Annotated in this window: 19 protein-coding genes; 12 read left to right on the top strand and 7 right to left on the bottom strand. The window is 29.5% G+C overall.

Annotated elements, in window-relative coordinates; all coding sequences use genetic code 11:
• Positions 1–8: 8 nt before the first annotated feature.
• The 4 genes from A7L45_RS07065 (at position 9) to A7L45_RS07080 (ending at position 4,121) form a co-directional block, all read left to right on the top strand.
• Positions 9–317: a hypothetical protein gene (locus A7L45_RS07065; RefSeq protein ID WP_071612126.1), complete on the top strand. Its 309-nt coding sequence runs from the start codon at positions 9–11 to the stop codon at positions 315–317.
• A 360-nt stretch (positions 318–677) separates the two neighbouring features.
• A complete protein-coding gene (locus A7L45_RS07070) occupies positions 678–1,136 on the top strand; it encodes a PH domain-containing protein (RefSeq protein ID WP_071612127.1) in 459 nt (152 codons plus the stop codon).
• Positions 1,133–2,563: a PH domain-containing protein gene (locus tag A7L45_RS07075; protein WP_071612128.1), complete on the top strand. Its 1,431-nt coding sequence runs from the start codon at positions 1,133–1,135 to the stop codon at positions 2,561–2,563. The genes A7L45_RS07070 and A7L45_RS07075 overlap by 4 nt, the downstream gene beginning before the upstream one ends.
• 163 nt (positions 2,564–2,726) lie before the next feature.
• Entirely contained in the window at positions 2,727–4,121 is a 1,395-nt protein-coding gene (locus A7L45_RS07080; protein WP_071614896.1) for a L,D-transpeptidase family protein, read from the top strand.
• A gap of 222 nt (positions 4,122–4,343) precedes the next feature.
• On the opposite strand, the gene A7L45_RS07085 is transcribed toward A7L45_RS07080, so the two are convergent.
• Positions 4,344–4,808: a hypothetical protein gene (locus A7L45_RS07085; RefSeq protein WP_071612129.1), complete on the bottom strand. Its 465-nt coding sequence runs from the start codon at positions 4,806–4,808 to the stop codon at positions 4,344–4,346.
• 183 nt (positions 4,809–4,991) lie between these two features.
• On the opposite strand from A7L45_RS07085, the gene A7L45_RS07090 reads away from it, so the two are divergent.
• From A7L45_RS07090 to A7L45_RS07105, 4 genes are all read left to right on the top strand, one after another.
• Positions 4,992–5,798: a CsxC family protein gene (locus tag A7L45_RS07090; RefSeq protein ID WP_071612130.1), complete on the top strand. Its 807-nt coding sequence runs from the start codon at positions 4,992–4,994 to the stop codon at positions 5,796–5,798.
• 174 nt (positions 5,799–5,972) lie between these two features.
• Positions 5,973–6,752 carry a CsxC family protein gene (locus A7L45_RS07095; RefSeq protein WP_071612131.1) on the top strand — a complete coding sequence of 260 codons (780 nt, stop codon included), beginning with the start codon at positions 5,973–5,975 and terminating at the stop codon, positions 6,750–6,752.
• Between the two features lie 105 nt (positions 6,753–6,857).
• Positions 6,858–8,219, top strand: a complete 1,362-nt coding sequence (locus A7L45_RS07100) for a DUF7852 domain-containing protein (RefSeq protein WP_071612132.1) — start codon at positions 6,858–6,860, stop codon at positions 8,217–8,219.
• A 232-nt stretch (positions 8,220–8,451) separates the two neighbouring features.
• Positions 8,452–8,715, top strand: a complete 264-nt coding sequence (locus A7L45_RS07105) for a hypothetical protein (protein WP_071612133.1) — start codon at positions 8,452–8,454, stop codon at positions 8,713–8,715.
• A 114-nt stretch (positions 8,716–8,829) separates the two neighbouring features.
• On the opposite strand, the gene A7L45_RS07110 is transcribed toward A7L45_RS07105, so the two are convergent.
• Genes A7L45_RS07110 through A7L45_RS07120 form a run of 3 tightly spaced genes read right to left on the bottom strand, consistent with a single transcriptional unit; the run spans position 8,830 to position 11,255 of the window.
• Positions 8,830–9,843 (bottom strand): ABC transporter permease, encoded by a 1,014-nt coding sequence (locus A7L45_RS07110; RefSeq protein WP_071612134.1) that lies wholly within the window; start codon positions 9,841–9,843, stop codon positions 8,830–8,832.
• A complete protein-coding gene (locus tag A7L45_RS07115) occupies positions 9,840–10,580 on the bottom strand; it encodes an ABC transporter ATP-binding protein (protein ID WP_071612135.1) in 741 nt (246 codons plus the stop codon). The genes A7L45_RS07110 and A7L45_RS07115 overlap by 4 nt, the downstream gene beginning before the upstream one ends.
• A complete protein-coding gene (locus A7L45_RS07120; RefSeq protein ID WP_224616729.1) occupies positions 10,581–11,255 on the bottom strand; it encodes a TetR/AcrR family transcriptional regulator in 675 nt (224 codons plus the stop codon). It lies immediately after the preceding gene.
• Between the two features lie 362 nt (positions 11,256–11,617).
• Here A7L45_RS07120 and A7L45_RS07125 point away from each other — a divergent pair, with 362 nt between their 5' ends.
• Positions 11,618–14,080: a sodium-translocating pyrophosphatase gene (locus A7L45_RS07125; RefSeq protein WP_071612137.1), complete on the top strand. Its 2,463-nt coding sequence runs from the start codon at positions 11,618–11,620 to the stop codon at positions 14,078–14,080.
• Between the two features lie 85 nt (positions 14,081–14,165).
• On the opposite strand, the gene A7L45_RS07130 is transcribed toward A7L45_RS07125, so the two are convergent.
• The 3 genes from A7L45_RS07130 to A7L45_RS07140 all read right to left on the bottom strand — a co-directional run bounded on the left by A7L45_RS07130 (position 14,166) and on the right by A7L45_RS07140 (position 17,575).
• Entirely contained in the window at positions 14,166–15,617 is a 1,452-nt protein-coding gene (locus A7L45_RS07130; RefSeq protein ID WP_071612138.1) for a HAMP domain-containing sensor histidine kinase, read from the bottom strand.
• Complete coding sequence (locus A7L45_RS07135; protein WP_071612139.1) at positions 15,614–16,321, bottom strand: response regulator transcription factor; 708 nt, start codon at positions 16,319–16,321, stop codon at positions 15,614–15,616. The genes A7L45_RS07130 and A7L45_RS07135 overlap by 4 nt, the downstream gene beginning before the upstream one ends.
• Before the next feature lie 138 nt (positions 16,322–16,459).
• The gene (locus A7L45_RS07140) at positions 16,460–17,575 is read right to left on the bottom strand and encodes a LolA family protein (RefSeq protein WP_151553335.1); all 1,116 of its coding nucleotides are present in this window, start codon (positions 17,573–17,575) and stop codon (positions 16,460–16,462) included.
• 408 nt (positions 17,576–17,983) lie between these two features.
• On the opposite strand from A7L45_RS07140, the gene A7L45_RS07145 reads away from it, so the two are divergent.
• From A7L45_RS07145 to A7L45_RS07155, 3 genes are read left to right on the top strand one after another with little or no spacing between them, the layout of a single operon-like run.
• The gene (locus A7L45_RS07145; RefSeq protein WP_071612140.1) at positions 17,984–18,664 is read left to right on the top strand and encodes a response regulator transcription factor; all 681 of its coding nucleotides are present in this window, start codon (positions 17,984–17,986) and stop codon (positions 18,662–18,664) included.
• 1 nt (position 18,665) lies between these two features.
• The gene (locus A7L45_RS07150; protein WP_071612141.1) at positions 18,666–20,078 is read left to right on the top strand and encodes a sensor histidine kinase; all 1,413 of its coding nucleotides are present in this window, start codon (positions 18,666–18,668) and stop codon (positions 20,076–20,078) included.
• A 36-nt stretch (positions 20,079–20,114) separates the two neighbouring features.
• The gene (locus A7L45_RS07155; RefSeq protein ID WP_084647376.1) at positions 20,115–20,975 is read left to right on the top strand and encodes a DUF3919 family protein; all 861 of its coding nucleotides are present in this window, start codon (positions 20,115–20,117) and stop codon (positions 20,973–20,975) included.
• The last annotated feature ends 8 nt before the right edge of the window (positions 20,976–20,983 follow it).

Genomic DNA, 20,983 nt, shown 5'->3' on the forward strand with positions numbered 1-20,983 from the left:
TAATGAAAATGAGCTTTTTATTTAATGATAAAGAAAAAAATGGAGTAGAAGAAATTAAGTTTGGGAAAAAACTTAATAAAAATAGAGTAATTACAAGGGCAGTGACCTTAAAAATATTAGATACAGCAATTATATACAATGACGAGGAAGATTATTATGATACATTAGCTACGTGCGCTAATGAGAATAATATAATAGAGACAATTAGTATAGAAGGGTTTGAAATACATGAAAATGTTATAGAACTTAAAGGTGCATATATTGACTATGAACAAGATTCAGATATAAACTCTACTGGAACAATATATTATTTATAATTTGATGTGAAATTATATTTAAAAAACAGTATGAATTAAGGGAAGCCATTATTATATGGCTTCCCTTATAGGTTCTATTATTATCAACGTAAGTTATATATATTAAAGCAAAGGGGGCTCTGCTTTAACTTCTATTCTATATTTAAATAATAATACATATTTGTGTCAGTTTGGTGGCAAATATGTGGAATATTTATTAAGTCTTATATAATTAATGTTAAATGTGATTAGTAAATTTAAGGTTAACACGAGGATGAATTTTTGCGTTATTATTTTTGGTTTATATTGCCACTAATATAACTAAATATAGTACAATAGACACTAGAGAATGAATAAGCAAATAATTTTATGGAGGTTATTATGAAAAAAATTTCACCATTTTCAAAAAAAATGTGGACAATTGATGGATTAGTTATTACAAGTGTATTTTTAATAATTGCAGTGGCTTTAAGCATATTTTTAGGGTTTGATTCAGTATGGAAGTATATATTAATATTAAGTGTATATGTAATAGCAATTGTAATATTTATAAATTCACTATTTATGCCAAAATATAAGTATGAAAAATTTAGTTATGATATGGATGAAGAAAAGATTATCTTGAAATATGGCGTATTAACAGAAATAAATGTAATTATTCCAATGAGTAGAGTTCAGTATGTAGATACAGAGCAAGGAATAATATTAAAAAAATATAAGCTAATAAATTTAACTGTACACACTGCTGGTGGAGCTTATAAAATCCCATATTTAGAAAGCGATATAGGAAATGAACTTCAGTTAAGTATTACAAAAACTGTTCAGGAGAGAAGTATATGAGAGAACTAAAACACCAACATAAATTTATAATATTTTCTGAACTTTTTCAATTTATAAAAAACAGCATAGTTCCACTTGTCATATTTTTAGTATCCTTAGGTTCTAAAATTCCTAAAAAGTATGGCGGAGATTACACAGAAGTTATAGTGATAATTGCTTTTTTTGTTATAGTTAGCGCTTTAGCTATATTTAAATGGAAGAGAAATGTATATAACGTTCAGGATGAGGGCATGTACATGAAATACGGTATTTTTGAAATTCATGAGAGAACCGTTCCTTTTTCACAAGTACATACTGCAGATATATCGTCATCATTAATTCAGCGTGTTTTTAATGTCTGCAAGCTTGAGATAGATACTGCGGGGGGAGATAAAAAGTCTGAAATATCTATTTTCTCATCTAAGCAGGAAGCACTAAGAATTAAAAGTATTATATTTAAGGTTAAAGAAAATGAAAATCAAGATGAAATTGTAGAAGAAAAAAACATAAAAAAGCTCACTTCTTCTTTAAAAGATTTATTTGTTATGGCGACATTCTCTACCCGTATTTTAGCCGGATTTTTTATAATTTTTGCATTTTATTCTAAGATAGATGATATGTTGCCAAAGGAATTTAAGAAAAGAGCTCAAGGGTATACTGATAATGTAATGAAGGGAGTTAATGGTGTTAATATAATTAAATATGTAGTAATATTAATTTTTATTATTTTGTTTATTTCCTGGGTTATATCTATTGGTTTAACTATAATAAAATATTATAAATTTACAGTTATACGCGAAGACGATAATATTAAATTATCATATGGGTTATTTAATAAGAAGGAAGTAACTATTCCGGTGAAACGAATTCAAAGTTTAATAATAGTTGAGGGAATTATTAAAAAGTCATTAGGGTACTTTTCATTAAATGTTGAAACCATAGGTTATGGAAAGGATAAGGGTGAGAGTACAATGATTTGTCCTATTGCTAAAAGAACAGTGCTTGATAAGTTTTTTGTGGATATTTTACCTGAAATGAATATAAGTTATGAACTAGAGAAGTCTCCTAGAAAAGCTTTAAAGGGATTTCTTTTATTTAGATTAGTACCTGAGTTTATAGTAATGTCTTTAGTAGCATATTTTGCACCTTATGGGTACTATATATTTTTATTAATTCCTATATTGGTAATCTTATACTATACAAGATTTATCGATAATGGACTGTATTGTAGTGATAAGTTTATTGTTATGAGATATAGAAAACTTGCAAGAGAAACTATCATAATGCAAAAGAAGTCTGTACAGTCGATGGAAAAAATACAAAATATATTCCAAAAGAAAAAAGCCGTTGCAAAATGTAAAGTAACAATAGCAGGGGATGTAGTGGGTAATTCGTATACTGTTGGATATATGAATGAAGATTTTATAAAAGATCATGGTAGATTTTGAAATTAAATTAATATAAGGTAAAAAATGTATATAAAATGACAAGTATTTTATAAAAATACTTTTCGGGTACATATTTTTACCTTTCATGTCATAATTGTATACATATAAGTTGAAAAGAATTATAATATAGTGAAATGCTTATTAAAGGAGGTGCATCATGGCAATGCAAACAACAGTACACAAAAAACATAAAAAATATAGGAAAACTATTAAAGTAGGTATAGTAACTTTACCTATTTTAATAGTTATATATTTGGGCGTATCAATGTATTTTAGCAATCATTTTTATTATGGCTTTGCAATTAATGGCATTGATGCTTCATGTAAAACTGTAGAGGAAGTTGATACAGAAATGTTAACGAAATCCAAAACATATACATTGGATTTGAAAGAACGAAATGGTGTGAAAGAACAGATTAACGCTAATGAGATTGGCTTAAAATATGATGTAAAGGATAAAATTCAAGCTTTAAAAGAAAGTCAGAATTCATTTACGTGGATTTTTTCGTTTTTTAGTCCCAAAACTTCTGAAATGAATGGCATAGTTAAATATGACGATAAACTATTAAAAGAATGTTTTGATAAGCTTGCAGTTTCTGATAGCAAGAAAATAATTGAGCCTAAAGATGCTAGCTTTAAATATTCGGATAAGGGTTATGTTATTGTAAAGGAAGTTAAAGGAAATAAAGTAAATGACAAGCAGTTGTATGCAAATTTAGTAAGTGCAATTGTTAAGGGAGAAACAACAGTAGATTTGGAGGCGAAAAATTATTACATCAATCCCAAATATACATCAACATCTCAAAAGGTTAAAAATGCTAAAATTTTACTTAATAAGTATACAACTTCGAAGATTACGTATACCTTTGCTGGAGGAGAAGAAGTTTTAGACGGTTCTACAATACATAACTTTCTTGGAGTTGACAAAAACCTCGAAATCACATTTGATAAAGATAAAATGAACAATTATGTAAATAAAGTTGATAATAACTATAATACATATGGCAAGCAAAGAGATTTCGCTACGTCTCTCAAGACAACGGTAAAGGTAAGTGGAGGCGATTATGGTTGGTTGGTTAATCGTTCAGGGGAGGTCAATGATCTAATTTTAGCTATAAAAGGTGGACAAACTATAAAAAAAGAGCCACATTACACACAAACGGCTGCATCTCATGATATTAATGACATCGGCAGTACTTATGTTGAAATTAATTTGAAAAAACAGCATTTATGGTTTTATAAAAATGGCTCTCTTGTTGTACAAGGAGATGTTGTTACTGGTGGTGTTAGCGATCATCATGAAACACCTAAAGGAGTTTATGCATTAAAATATAAGGAGAAAAATGCAACATTAAAGGGTGAGGGTTATAGTCAGCCTGTCGATGTTTTTATGCCATTTAATGGTGGAATTGGAATACACGATTTAGCTTCTAGACATTCATTTGGCGGAAGTGTATATTTGACAAATGGTTCTCATGGTTGTATAAATTGTCCACCTATTTTAGCAAAAACGATATATAACAATATTGATGCTAATACTCCAGTTATATGTTACTAGAATTAATTAACAAAATGGATTAGATTCTTAAAAATAAAGGTACAGAGTTGTAATAAACTCTGTACCTTTATTTTTTTTCTTTACATACAGGCAACAGCAATCATTTACTGATGGAGTAGTTTTACAAAATGAGTATGATTGCCATTGATATCATATATTCGTAGGCCTGAATTTTTAACAAAATAATATAATTAATCAAAAAAGTCAGTTTTGGATTTAAATTTATAAGCATGACCAATTTGAATAAGTATAGGGGGACTGGATATTACAAGGGTTTTCATCTAACTCAGACAATTCCTTTTTATCATCATGTTTCTTTTCACAATCGTACTTATCTTTATCTATAGGTTTATTATCATGTTTCCTTTCACAAATGCAATTATCTTTATCCGTAGGTTTATTATCAGATTTCTTTTCACAATCGTAATTATCTTTATCAGTAGGTTTATCATCATGTTTCTTTTCACAAATGCAATTATCTTTATCCGTAGGTTTATTATCATGTTTCTTTTTACAATCGTAATTATCTTTATCCGTGGGTTTATTATCAGGTTTCTTTTCACAATCGTAATTATCTTTGTCAGTAGGTTTATCATCATTTTTCATTTCATAATTACACTGGTCTTCACAATCATTTTTATCTTCACACCACTCTTCAGGATGGTAATTTATTTTAATATTAGGCATAACATCACGCTCCTTAGATTTATTTAATATATAATACGTAACTTAATAAAAAATGATACTAACATGTTCTTGATTAAATTTCATAATCAAAGTATTACAATAAGTAAATATACGGTAACGATTGCTTTGCTTATAACATATTATGTAAAAGGTCTTAAGACCCGAAAAAAGGAGGATTTACTTATGGAAAAGAATCAAACTACGCACCCTTGCGATAATTGCGGTGAAATTATTAGTTCCAAAACATTACCTTTAAGTAGTGGAGTTACAATTATACCAAGTGGTATTAGTGGACCTCTAGTCGCTAAAATCCCTGTAATAATAGGCGAAACAGAGATTCAAATAGATATTGAGGCTGAGTTTAATTTGAACGAACCATTTTATGAAATTAAAAGAATAAAGAAAAATGTATATTTAACTCAATGTAAATTACTACCTAGATCTGGAGTAGTTGCTGCAGATGGCACTCTCATTTCCGGAAAATTATTTATAAGTGGATTTGTAAGAAAAAATATAGAATATGCAACAGCTGACTGCATAGGGGATAAAGTTGTAAGTGGTAGAATAGCACACACAACAATTGATGTCCCATTTACAGCTGTTACAGAACTTGAATATTCAGTGCCACCAGTAATTAGTGTTCGTGGAGTTCAAACTGAGATAGATTTATTAAGTAGTTGTGGGTGTAATGACTGCACGGGAACTATTATGGGGAAATCAGGATGTGAACAATATTTTGAAGATAGTATAACTTTTACTGAAACCCCATACTGTGAGTTAGTAGGAGTAAGAATTATTGAAGACGATATAAATGCAGATCCTATAAAATGTCATCCAGATTCAAAAGTACAACTTTACAATAAGATAATAGAAAAAATGGTATTATATGTTAAAATTAAAGTATTACAAGTGCAACAGGTAAATATTCCACTTACTCATACAGTTAAACCAGATTGCACTACAACTCAGTATTCCGATTACGAAAAGTAAATATATAAACATTTAGGTATAGCCGTGCATCTAAAGAAGATATTATTCTTTGAATGCACGGTTATTTATTATAGCAGATATATTATATATTTAATGATATTTAAGTAACGCTTATTCTATTTTCTACATAGTATGTAGAAGGTCATAAGACCTCAATAAAAGGAGGAATTACCTTTGGAAAAAAATCAAGTTGTATACCCTTGCGATAATTGTGGTAAAATTATTACTTCACAAACATTACCTTTAAGTAGTGGAACTACTATTACACCAGTTGGTATAAGAGGCCCTCTAGTAGCTAAAATACCTGTAGTACTCGGCGAAAGAGAGATTCAAATAGATGTTGAAGCTGTGTTTAAATTAAACGAGCCATTTTTTGAAATTAAAAGAATAAAGAAAAATGTATATTTAACTCAATGTAAATTGCTACCTAGATCTGGCGTAATTGCTGCAGATGGAACTCTAGTATCCGGAAAATTATTTATAGGTGGATTCGTAAGAAAAAATATAGAATACGCTACCGCTGACTGTGTAGAAAAAGAAATTGTAAGTGGTAGAATCGCTCATACAACAATAGATGTACCATTTACAGCTGTAACAGAAGTTGTATATACAGTACCACCAGTAGTTAAGGTTCGCGGAGTCCAAAAAGAAATAGATTTATTAAGTAGTTGTGGATGTAATGACTGTACGGGCACAATTATGGGGAAATCAGGATGTGAACAATATCTTGAAGATAATATAACTTTTACTGAAAGCCCATACTGTGAATTAGAAGGAATAAGGATTTTTGAAGACGATATTAATACAGATCCTTTATACCATAAAACTAATTCAAAAGTACAACTTTATAATAAAGTAGTAGAAAAAATGGTTGTATATATTAGAGTCAAAGTATTACAATTACAGCAGGTAAATATTCCGGTTGTTCACCGTTGCGATGATGACGACGAGTAAAGAGCCCTTATAAACACTTAATAATAACCGTTTTTCTAAAAAAATATTATTCTTTAGAAAGACGGTTATTTAAATATAATCAATATAATAAAGGAGCATTCTTCAATGAAATCAGACAATAACAATGACAAATTGGGAATGATAAAGTTGCTTATTATTTTGAACATGTTACAACAACCCAATTGTATTATAAATTTTAATAAAACATCAAAGAAAAACTCAAGAAATATTAAACATAAAAATAAAAAATTAGATAATTTAATTGTAAAAAAAAATGCGAAAGATAAAATTAATTCAGAATTAATACTACCTATAGAGCAAGTAATCGTTGAAGAGGATTCAGAATTAATACTACCTATAGAGCAAGTAATTATTGAGGAGGATTTAGAATTAATACTACCTATAGAGCAAGTAATTATTGAAGAGGATTTAGAATTAATACTACCTATACAAGAAGTAACTATTAAAGAGGATTCGAAATTTATAACTCCTATTTGTGATAGATTAAGTAATGAAAAAATCTTTATTATTTCAAAACTAATACAACGATTATATTATAGTGAATTGAGAAATAAAACATTGCAAAACTGTTTAATAGATATTAAGCGTGAAAATAATGTTGCAGCAAATAAGTCAAGTTTGATTAGAAATTCAAAAGATAAATTGGAGACAACATACATACTTCCATCGCAAGAAGTAATTATTAAAGATGATAATGAATGTATAAAGAAAAAAGACGATAGTGATATCACTATCAATGATGTTTATAAAATTCATGAGAATATAAATAATGATTACTGTGAAACTTTAATATCAACACTACCAATCATAATAGCCCAAAAAAATATAGATATTCCTATTGAATCAACATTTAGATTGGAAAATGCTGCATTAGATATAAAAAATATGAAGAAGGACGTATATTTAACTAGTAGTAAGTTACTACCTATGTTTGAAAAAGATGATATTTTTCCATCATTGAATGGAAAACTTTTTTTAGAGGGTTTTGTTAGAAATAAAATAGACTTTTCTATAGCAAAAGGTGTTTATGATAACATAATTAATCTAGATACTGAATGCGTTATAATTTATATCCCATTTAAATGTACCACTTTAATCAACTGTAGGGTTCGCCCAGTTTTCTCAAAAGGAAAGGGTCTAGATTATATACCCATTTATATATCATCAGATTGTTTAAATATCAATAATGATTTTAATGAATATTTAAACGAAAAAAATGCTCAATGTAGTGAGTATATTAATTGCGATATTACACCTATAAATTGTAATATAGAAAGGGTAAAAATTTATGAAACATATACACTGGTTGATAGAAAACCTTTTATTAAAAAATTTCCTTTTGAAATGAATTTTAATACTATTAAAGAGAATATAATATTAAATCTTTCATTAACATTGATTCAAAAACAAGATATATCAATTAATCATAGTAAGAATTCTAGGTGATAACATATAAAATGACAAGGAAACATAGACAAATAAGCAAAAATGTGTTATATTTGTACAATGCAATATAACTTTGTCGATTTTTAAAATAATTAGTAAATAAACTAACAAGTAGATATTTTGGTGATATTTATACAAAATTTAATTTTGAAAATCGGATATTAGTAATATAAATAATAGATAAGTTGTAGTTGTATTATTATGAATCAAATTAAAAGGGGACCTATTAATTATGGAAAATAACAACAGTCAAGTTCAAAATGGCGATATTAATAATCAACCAATGACATTTAAGGACTGGATACTTACTGATTTATTGCTACTAATACCTATAGCAAATTTAGTGTTAATGTTCGTTTGGGCATTTGGTAAAGATGTAAATAAAAGCAAAAAAGCGTTCTTTCAAGCACAGCTAATTATGTGTGCAATAGGATTGGTAATATATATTATATTTTTTGCTACTATAATAGCTTCTATAATGAATAGAGGTTATTAAATAGCAATTCTAACTGTTATAATAATAGGACTATGATTACTTTAAATAAATAATAGTAAGCCCACATCTTATGGTAAGGTGTGGGTTATTTTATGCTTATGATAAATTATGAATTTATGCCTTCCTATACTTTTTAAGAGCTATGGTGTTTAATATAAGAAATAGTAATGCATAGCCTATAAGAATTAGTACATCATATCTAACGTCTATTAGACTCTTTCCCCTTAGCATAACATCCTTTAATGCTTCTGCACCATAAGTCATAGGGAATACTTTTGATAATATCTTTGCCCAGACCGGTGAGTTTCTCAAATCAAATATACCACTAAACATAATTTGTGGAACTATTACTATAGGGATAAATTGAAATAATTGAAATTCATTACGTGCAAAGGCAGATAAGAGAGTTCCAAGTGCTAAAGATCCTGAGGCAAGTACCAAATTTATTACAAGCACTGCCCAAAAGCTACCTACCATGGGCACGTTAAGGCCATATACACTAAAAATCTGAAGTATTATAGTCTGAATGGCTACAAAGGATCCAAACCCTAGGAAATATCCTAAAACTATCTCCCACCTTTTTAGGGGAGTGGCAAGAATTCTATCAAGTGTTCCGCTTATTCTTTCTCTCAAAAATGCAACACCTGCTATTAAAAATACGAAAAAGAAGATAAAGAAACCCATAAGGATTGGAGCCATGGAATCAAAGGCTCCCATATCCATAGAACCATGTAAAAAACTAATTTCAGGCTTTTGAGTAGTACTATTTAAAGAAAGCTTGTTTAGCGTGTTAATAACAAGGCTGGTTATAGATGGGTCAGCGCCATCTAGTGTAACCTTTGGTTTATTGCCAATAAAAACAATATAGGCATCTGTACTTTTATCATTCAAATTTTTCAATGCGAGTTCTTCGTTAGAAACTTTATTAACATTGGCAAAGGTTTGTAGTTTTTCTACATAAATAGGTGGTGCTGAAATAAGATCAATATTTGGGGTTGTGGTTGCGGAGCTGAGAATAGCACTTAAAAGATACATTACAAAAACTGGAGCAACAAACATTAGAGCGATAGATCTTTTGTCACCGCGAAGTTGTTTTATTAATCTTTTAGCAATCGATAATACTCTCATAGGTGATTCACCGTCCCTTCTTTTCCATAATAGAGAAATGCGCCTTCAACCGTGCTTTCTCCAGATTTTTCTTTTAATTCATCAGGGGTGCCAATTGCAATTAGCCCACCGTTTCTAATTAGAGCAAGCCTATCACAATGTTCAGCTTCATCCATAACATGGGTAGTTATAATTATTGTCACTTCTTCTTTTCTTAAGCGCTCAAATTCATTCCAAAATTGGAGCCTAAGAACTGGATCAATTCCTACGGTAGGTTCATCAAGAATAAGTAGTTCTGGTTTGTGAACTAAGGCTATAGCAAGGGATAATCTTCTTTTCATTCCACCAGAAAAATTCTTAACTAGTTTTTTACATTCATCACGAAGAAGAACCAATTCTAAAACCTCAATTGCTCTTTGTTTTGCAAATTTGCCCTTGAGGCCATATAAGGATGCAAAAAATAATATATTATCAAGAGCGGTTAAGTCTTCATATAGTGCGTCACTCTGAGCCATATATCCAATTCTTGAAACTACAGCTAGTGATGGCATTTTAGTATCAAGTACGCATACAGAGCCATTTGTAGGTTCACTCATTCCAACAATAGATTTTATCAAAGTTGTTTTACCAGAACCAGATGGTCCAAGGAGGCCAAGTATCTCTCCTTTCTTTACATCCAAATTAATATTTTCGAGTACAACAAATTTTCCGAATTGTTGCCTATAATTTTCTATTTTAATAATATTTTCATTATTCATTTATTCCTCGCTCCTTTTTACTCCTATTCCATTTATTAAAATATCCACTATTTTTTCTATATCTTTTTCATCTCCATCAGTCGTAAATACCTCTGGAAATAAATTACTTAATATAGAATAACCTGCAAGCAAACTAATTAAGCTCCTTGTCATAAGCCTGGGTTCAATTTCTCTTAAATTTCCTTTTTCTATATTGCTTTTAAAAAAGTTATCAACTATAGGCATAAGTTTCGGTGCAATTTCCTTTTGAAGGGGTTCTAATAATTCTGGATGGTAAAACGATTCAATCATAACAGTTTTTACCAGAGGTCCATTTCTCTTAATCAAAGCCATTCTATCCATCATTATATTTTTCAATACTACATTTATGGACTCATTTTTTTTATTATCCATAATTTTTTCCATGGATTTAAACATAAGAGGCCTAAAAAATTTTACTATTAGGGGCATTAGTAAACCAACTAATAAATCTTTTTTAGTTTTAAAATATCTAAAAATTGTCCCCTCAGATATGTTTGCCTCTTTTGCGATATCACTAGTTCGACCTCCCTCGAAGCCCTTTTCAGAAAAAATCTTTGTTGCAGCATCTAAAATATCCCATTGCCTTTTTGATATTTCATCTTCCGGTAGGGTTTCATCAAACAAGTAACTATATAATTTTTTATCATCTGTCACTAATACCAACTCCTTATAAGTTATCATTCTAAAAACAATGAATGAGTGACTACTCACTTTTTATTATAACGCTAAAATGCACTTTGTCAATTTAAAAATAATTCTTTACTTTATTTTACATTTATGACATAATATAAATTGGGAATTGTTTTTATTTGTATTTATTAGAATATAATTAAACTTACAAAAGGAGGATAATTATTCAAAAAAAGTTAAAAAAAGTTGAGTATTATTATTCAAAGTGGTAGTATGTACTTGTATTATCCTAAATTCTTCATTAAATTATATTAGTTTCTGAATGTAACTTATTCAATCTGGAACTTAGGTACCACTTAATTTATAATTTTAGGGAGGTAGTGTTTATGAATACTAACAAAACTGACAAAATTGTAAAGGTTTCAATTCTAAGTAGTGTAATTTTAGCTTCATTATCACCGGTTATTGCATATGCAGATGAATCGAATTTGAAGATTCCAGAGTTATCATCTAGTCAAAATGGAACACTTATGATGGGACTCGTAATTTGTCTTTTGGGTATGGCATTTGGTTTTTATCAATTTTTAAGGGTAAAGAAAATTAGAGCACATAAATCAATGCTTGATGTTTCCGCTATTATATTTGAAACATGCAAAACTTACTTAATTCAGCAAGGTAAATTTATTGCAATCTTATTTCTTCTTATAGGTAGTATTATTGCATTTTACTTTGGTTACTTGCAAGGAACTAGCTTTGGTGGCGTATTATTAGTGCTTGGCTGGACTATTGTTGGTATACTCGGGTCTTATGGTGTTGCTTGGTATGGCATAAGGATGAATACGTTTGCAAATAGTAGAATGGCATTTGCTTCATTAAAGGGTAAACCTTTAAACCTTGTAAATATTCCTCTTGATGCAGGTATGAGCATTGGAGTACTTTTAATTTGTGTCGAACTCTTTATGATGCTTGTAATATTAATTTTTGTTCCACGTAGCCTTGCAGGTGCAAGCTTTATCGGATTTGCAATTGGTGAGTCATTGGGAGCAAGTGCATTACGTATTGCCGGTGGTATTTTTACAAAAATTGCCGACATTGGATCAGATCTTATGAAAATTGCTTTCAAGATTAAGGAAGATGACCCTAGAAATCCAGGAGTTATTGCAGATTGTACTGGAGATAATGCAGGAGATAGTGTTGGCCCTACTGCTGATGGATTTGAGACTTATGGAGTAACAGGAGTTGCTTTAATCTCATTTATTGTTCTTGCGGTTGGTATGGCATTTCCAGAGGCTGATAGATTAATACTTCAGTCTACACTTCTTACATGGATTTTTACAATGCGTATATTGATGGTTGTTACGTCAATTGCAGCATTTTATATAAATAGAGCTTATAGTGATATGAAATACAGTAATACAGATGATCTTGATTTTGAACAACCTCTAACAAATCTTATTTGGATTTCATCAATACTATCAATAATTGTTATTTTTGTAGTTAGTTACTTAATTCTTGGACCTGGTACTCAGGTTGCATTAACCGCAAATTCTAATAGTATTTGGTATGTACTAGCTATAATTATTAGTTGTGGTACTTTGGGAGGAGCACTTATTCCTGAGGTTACTAAAATATTTACTAGTGGTAAATCAAAACATGTACAAGAAGTTGTTACAGCATCAAGAGAAGGCGGAGCTTCATTAAACATTCTTTCAGGACTTGTTGCTGGTAACTTCAGTGCATTCTGGCAGGGGATGGTATTTGTACTATTAATGTTTGTAGCATATATTGCAAGTACACTCGGCTTAAAAGATATAATGATATACCCTTCAGTTTTTGCGTTTGGTTTAGTTGCTTTTGGATTACTAAGTATGGGTCCAGTTACTATTGCAGTAGATAGTTATGGCCCAGTAACTGATAACGCACAATCAATTTATGAACTATCACTTATTGAAACTATTCCTAATATTTCGAAAGAAATAGAAAGAGATTTTGGTTTCAAACCAGATTTTGAAAAAGCAAAATATTACCTTGAAGCTAATGATGGTGCAGGAAATACATTCAAAGCAACTGCAAAACCTGTACTTATTGGTACAGCTGTTGTTGGAGCCACTACAATGATTTTTTCGCTTATTCTAGTTATTCAAGATGTATTAAAGGTTAAACCTGAAACTATCCTTAATGTACTTAACCCCTACACTTTATTTGGATTTATGTGTGGTGGTGCGATAATCTATTGGTTTACAGGGGCATCTACTCAGGCAGTTTCTACAGGTGCCTATAGGGCGGTAGAATTTATCAAGAAAAATATAGAATTGGATGAGGATGCAGATCAAAGGGCATCTACAGAAAAATCTAAGGAAGTTGTTAAAATTTGTACTCAATATGCACAGAAGGGAATGTTTAATATATTTGTTGCGATATTCTCATTTGCACTAGCATTTGCATTTTTCTCAGCTCCTAGAGGTAATAACACTGAGCCAGTAGCATTCTTTGTTGCTTACCTTATATCTATAGCAGTTTTTGGTTTATATCAGGCTATATTTATGGCAAATGCAGGTGGATGTTGGGATAATGCTAAAAAGGTTGTTGAAGTTGATTTAGATGAGAAAGGTACTCCGCTTCATGATGCTTGTGTTATTGGTGACACAGTTGGAGACCCTTTCAAAGATACTTCATCAGTAGCATTAAATCCGATAATCAAATTTACGACATTATTTGGAATGCTTGCTATGGAAATTGCTATATCAGAAAGATTCAGAGCTGTAGCTCCATACATTGGAGCAATATTCTTTATAATCGCGATTATATTTGTATGGCGTTCATTCTATGGAATGAGAATTAAAAATTAATGTTAGTTTAAATTTACAAAGGACCAGATTTTATTTTGAATCTGGTCCTTTGTATTTTATGTTGTTTGCTATTCTACGTTATTTATTAGATTGATTTTTGTGGAATCCAGCAAGCAAAAACTGTACTATTATCCTCTGAAAATATTCTTACTTCACCTTTATGCTTCTTTATTACTAAATTAACAATACTAAGGCCTAGGCCCACACCATTACTTGTCTTTTTACTCCTAGAGTCATCACACTGGTAAAAAGGCAAAAATACTTTATCCTTATCCTCTTTTGGAATGATTACTCCATCATTTTTAATTAAAAGTACAAAGCCCTCACTTTTTATAAGATTTAGTTCCTCGATATCCTTACGTCCAAGCCTCTCTGCAAGTTTCGCATCTCTAATTGAAAAAGCACCCATGTAGATATTCCCGCTTTTAGGAGTGTATCTTAGAGCATTTGACATCAAATTGTCTACTACTCTTGTCATTTGGTTTACATCTACCTTATATTTACCCTGAAGGCTTATTTCACATATAAGCTTAATTTCATTCTTTTCGCAATCTTCATCATAGCCTGAGAAGAGCATTTCAAAGAGTTCATAACCATCAACTTCTACAAAATTCATTTTATAATCTGTTGTTAGTAGGTTATACATAAGGAGGTCATCTATCATTTTTTGCATATAAACACTTTTATTTAATATAACTAAAGCTTTATTTTTAATTTTTTTAATATCAGAACCTTTTTCATTAATAATAGCTTCTGAGTAAGCTCTTACAGATGTTAACGGAGTTTTAAGGTCATGTGATATTGCAGAAATCATATATTCTTTTGTTTTTTGATCTGCTTCTATAGTTTTTCTTTTTTCTTCTATGTCTTTTTCCATGATATTAAAATTAGTAATAATTTCGCCTATTTCATCCTTATTTTCGTACTTAACTGTATTTCCATATCCGGTGGCAAAATTATGCATTCCTTCTACTAATAGTTTTATTGGCTTATTAAATTTTCTGTTAAGTAGCAATATAACAGATGTATAGATTATAATAAGTACGAATATAAAACATATTATTGCAATTATTGTTTTATTGTTTACATCCTTAACAAAAATATTTCTTGCAATAGTAATCTTATAAAATCCTATTAATGTACTATCCTTAAATACTGGTTTTTTTAAAGTATAGGCCTTATACCCAGTAACTACCTTGTATAAATCAGAATACAATTCTTGTGTTTGAGTATATAGCATGCTGCTTTCATTAGAAGGATATATTTTTTCTCCTACATCTGTATATAATTCTATAAGTACTAAATTTTTATCTTTATTTATTACAAAGCTCTTATCTTTTAAGGAATTTGTATTATATAATTCAGGACTTTGTATTTTATCTTCATAGACTTTAAATTTGCTCATAATGAGTAAATAATCTTTTAAATCATTATTTTTATTATAATCTACGAGAACGTTAAACAATAAGACCGCTGTTATTATTGGAGCTAACATTATAATTAAATGAGATAAGCTAAGCCATTTTTTAAGTTTCATATATTTAGCTCTCCTATAAATTTATAACCTGTCCCCCATACTGTCTGAATAAAAGTAGGCTTTTTTATATTATCATTTATCTTCTCTCTAAGAGATTTAATATGAACGGTAACAGTGTTATTACCATTCACATCAACATTATTCCATATATGATGATAAAGATCTCCTTTTGAGAATATCTTATTGGGGTTTTGAGCCATCAGAGCCAAAATGTCGAATTCTTTTGAAGTTAAGGATAGTTCATAGCCGTTGAGTAATACTCTATTTTCTTCTAGGATTATTGTTAGCCCGTCTTTAAATTGGAGTATTTTATCTAGCTGAATATAATTTTCTTTTTTTCTGCCTCTTCTTAAATGCGCTTCAATTCTAGCGGATATTTCCATAAGGCTAAAGGGCTTTGTCATATAGTCATCCGCCCCTGATCTTAGCCCTTTTACTTTATCTAACTCTGTTTGTTTTGCACTAACAATTATTATTGGTACTTCTTCATTTAACCATCTTATATTTTTACATAATGTAAATCCGTCCATCTCTGGAAGCATAACATCGACCATAACTAGCTGAAACTCTTCCTTTTTAAAATCCTCTAGGCCTTCTTTACCGGTTGATGCCCAAAATACTTCATAACTTTCCTTTGTCAAATGTTCTTTCATTATACTAGCAATCGCTTCGTCGTCCTCAACTATTAATATTTTTTCCTTCATGTACTATTCCTCCATAAAATGCTTATATGCACAATATTATACCATGATATACTTATTTTAAGACTGTATAAATTTTTTGTTGAAATTCATTAATAAAAAAACATTACATGTGCAAATCCTGCACATGTAATGTTTTTTCTAATTTGTAACTGCTAAAGCTTCCACTAACTTTTTAGCATCTTCCATAGTAACTTTTGGGTTTCCAACAAGTATACTATAATTAAGATCATTCTCACTCCATGAAATGCACTTAATATCTTTCATTTCTGATCCTTTTTTACCTCTAATAGTTATTTTATCTTCACCTGGAATTTTTAAGTTTTCATCAACACTATCAATTACTTTAGTACCATTTATTACTGTAGTTAATGTAAAAGCTAGAGCCCCATCTTTTTCGTAAATCTGGTTTATTTCTTTGTGTTTGCTTTTTTCAATATTTAAATACTTAACCTCTTTTAACTTGTAGGTTGAATTTTCTTTTAAAGTTAATAAAGGTTTTCCTGTTATTTTAGCAGCTTTTTTTAAATCTATAGTAGTTTCATTATTTTTTGCAGCATCATCCATATTTTCAACTTTAACATCTGAGGGAAGCTTTTGGACAAATATGCTATCATCAATTTTAGGTGAAAAATTTAGTTTTGAATACTCCACAATAGATTTGTTATTTCCACTATCAGAAGAAAGTTTAACTAAAAACCAATTGGATTTTTCTATCCAATACTCTTGATCTCCTATAATACTGTTCTTTTCTTTTGCCACTGCTGAAATATGATAGGTTTTAAAGTTTCCCACAGTTTCTTCACCTTTAAAGGTTAACTGATGGGTCTTACTTATATGTCCCAATTGATTAATTAACTGATCCTTATAGTTTGTATTTGAAGCTAGAGCTAACTCAGATCCTATTTTCATACTAAAAGCTTTTTTATCTTTAGCTGTATAGGATATAAGTTTGTCCCCATCGTTTGTGGTTACAACTTTTCCAGAAGTTTTATCTTCTGTTTCTATACGTGTCTTTATTTTACCACTGGAGTTATCAGTCCATTGTTTAAATAACATACTTTCTTTTAACTTCTGATTTTCGTAGCTATCCATTTTAAATTCTGCATAATAAGACTTTGATTTTTCATTTGCTTTCATTACATTTGTTATTACCTCTTCGGGTATTATTACATCCCCTTTAGTACTGCAACCTGTAAATAAAGAGGCTACAACAGATAATCCAATTAATGTAGTAATAATTTTTTTCTTAATCATAATAATTCTCCCCCTGTTTTTATCAGTAAATTAACTTCATATATCTATTAGCCATGTGCACAAATCCTGGTAGATACTGATGTATTGTTCTTCTTACAATTATTATTATATATGATTATTATATCTTATTATGAAACTTAATAAATTCTTTATAATTAAAAATTAGGTCTTGCACAATAGAGTGAAAAATCAATATTTTATACGAGGTGTATCATTGAATATAGTGGTATACTTTATTTATAAGGTACGGTATAATAATATTTTTTAAATAGTCATCTTCTTAAATGCCTAAATTTCAACTCACCAAAATATTTACAAATATTTAAAATACAACTGAAAAATGCATTAAATATAGAGATTTTGTAATACATTATCAAGAGTATTATATATAAGAAGGAGCTGTTTAAAATGAAAATTTTACTTATAGATGACGAAGAAAGCATTCTAAATTTAGTCCGTATGAATCTAGTACTAGAAGGTTTTGATGTAATAACTAGTTCTACTGGTAATAATGGAATCATGGCTTTTCAAGATGAAAATCCAGACCTAGTGTTACTTGATTTAATGCTACCTGATTTAGATGGTTATGAAGTTATGAAGAAAATACAACAGATTAATAGGGAAATTCCCATTATTCTTCTTACTGCAAAAGGTCAACTTAATGATAAACTGCTAGGGTTACAGTTAGGGGCGGATGATTATATTACAAAACCCTTTGATAGTAGGGAAATTATACTGCGAATACGTGCAATTTCAAGGCGGATAAATCAATCGAAGCGCCATAATGAAAATTCTGAAAACGAAATAGAAAAAGGTTTCATCAAGTTACTGAAAGCTGAAAGAAAGATTTTTATAGATTCCATTGAAGTACAATTTACTTTTCGAGAATTTGAAACTTTAAATCTTTTAATGCAAAATATTAATAAGGTTTTTTCTAGAACCGAGTTACTAAAAAAACTTTGGGGTTATGATTATGAGGGAAACACAAGGGCTGTTGATATTCATATAGAACGAATTCGTAAAAAACTTAAAAATCATGGAAATGCTATTCAAACTATTTATGGTGCTGGATATAGATTAGAGGTATGAAATGAAAATTGGTATAAAAAATAAAATTGTGATTATGAATATAGCAGTCTTACTTCCGGTTTTACTTATCGTTTGCTTCATTACCATTGGTAATCTTTATGGAAATATAATAAAAAGTACTATTACAATGCTAAAACAAGAGAGTTACAACAGCCAATTAAATATAATTACATATTTAGATAACGAAAAAAACATAGGCTTGCCAGAACTTCTTAAGAATATGAGCCCTTTTATAGCTAAAAATTTGTCCGATCATTATAAATTCAGAATTCAATTATACAACAAGGATGGACTAGTAGGGGATTCCGAAGAGTACCCTATAATTTTAGAGAATAAAGATGTTGATTATGCACTTTCAGGAACTAAATCCTATATTATGAAAAAAATTGAAAACAAGCAATATATTTTATTTTCTAGCCCGCTTTATTTCGAAGGAGAAACTATTGGTTGCTTTCGGTATATTTATCCCCTAGATAAAGAAATAGGTTTAGTTGAAAATACAAGTGTAACCATGCTTTTGGTAGGCATACTAGCGCTGTTTCTTTCTATTTTTTTAAGTAATGCATTTTCTGGAAAAATTGTTAGTCCTATTGTATCTTTAAAAATAGCCTCCCAAAAGGTTGCAAATGGAGATTTTACAAATACTATAGAAATTGATACCACGGATGAAATCAAGGATTTAGCAGACTCCTTTAATCTTATGTCTACCAATATAAGCAAATCTATTTTAAAATTAAAAGATGAAAAAGCAAATCAAAAAAGATTTTTAGATAACGTTACTCATGAATTAAAAACCCCCATAACCTCAATCATTGGATATGCAGATTTACTTCCTAGAGTAAAGACAGAAAAGGATAAAACACAATGTCTCGATTATATTCAAAAGGGTGGACATCGTCTGCTTTGCCTTGTAGAAGAATTGTTAAATCTCTCTAAATTAAATAAGGAAGATTTTCAAATGGAAGTTGCGCAAACGAATCTTAAATGTATAATAGAGGAAAGTTTGTTGATTTTAAGACCGAGATTAGAGAAATACAATATTTTTATAGAGTCACTTTTATTTGATCATTCCATTTGGATAGATAAACAAAAAACGGAACAAGTATTTTTAAATATATTTGACAATGCAATTAAATATAGTGATTGTACTTCCATTGTTATAAAAATGTTATCAAGGCATGGATATCTAATTGTTTCTATAGCAGACAACGGTGGAGGTATACCAAAGGAACATCTGAAAAAGGTTTTTGAACCTTTTTATACTGCAAATAAAAGACTACAAAATCAATATGGCGGTATGGGTCTTGGACTTGCAATTTGCAAGGAAATTATGAAAAAGCAACAAGGGGATATTTCCATAAGTAGTGACAAGGGAACAAAGGTGGAATTGCTTTTTAAATTGTTACAAAATTGATTCAATTCTGATGCAATCCTGAAAACGTTTTTTGCTATGATAAGGAGGAGGAGAAAAATAAGTATTTTAAAGAAACATAAAAAATTATTTATTGTTTATTTTGTTTTTATGCTATTGCTCGGAATCATAATATTTTGGCAATATGAAAAAAATTATGATCATGTAGTACTTATTCAAGATAGAGAACAAGTTTTAAAAGCTATAAGTACATCCACACCTGTAAAGTTAGAAGTTTATAGTAACAGTTGGGGTAAAATCATTATTTCTGAGAGTAATGTTATTCGAAGTATATGGAATATTATAGACGAAATGTCTAAGAGTAGTCCTTTGCAAGAAAGTCAAAATACATATACGAATGATGAAATAAGTGGCACTATTTTTTATCTGAATGGTAAAAAAACTACTTTTACTTTAGGAAGTTACTTGAAAATCGGTGCTATTATTTATGGAAATGCTAAAGACAAGCCTTATGTAGATCAGCTTAAAAATTATTTGGATGAAATTTTATGTTCTGCGCAAAATCTAAGCAATCTTATTAATGAACGAAATAAGGTTACTGTAGTAGATATTAATAATAATATACAAAAATGTGGTCGTGATGATAAGACATTTATTCGTAATAAAATACTAAAATGTTCTAAGATTAAGGATAATGCTTCCCTAGAAAAAGCAATCAATACAAAGGGAAAAGTGCTATACCACATAAAAACCTATTTAGAAAAAGAAAGTAATTCTATTCCAAATACAAGAGATACATTCTATGCAATTATAAATATTGACGTATATGAAAATGGGTATATTGTTATTCAAGATTTTAGTAATGATGTAGTAAATGCAATTTATATGAAAGGAAATTTAGTAGAGGTATGCAAAAACATCAGTAAAACTGGTATTTAATTTTTAAA

It is taken from the genome of Clostridium estertheticum subsp. estertheticum, assembly GCF_001877035.1.
GTDB lineage: Bacteria > Bacillota > Clostridia > Clostridiales > Clostridiaceae > Clostridium_AD > Clostridium_AD estertheticum.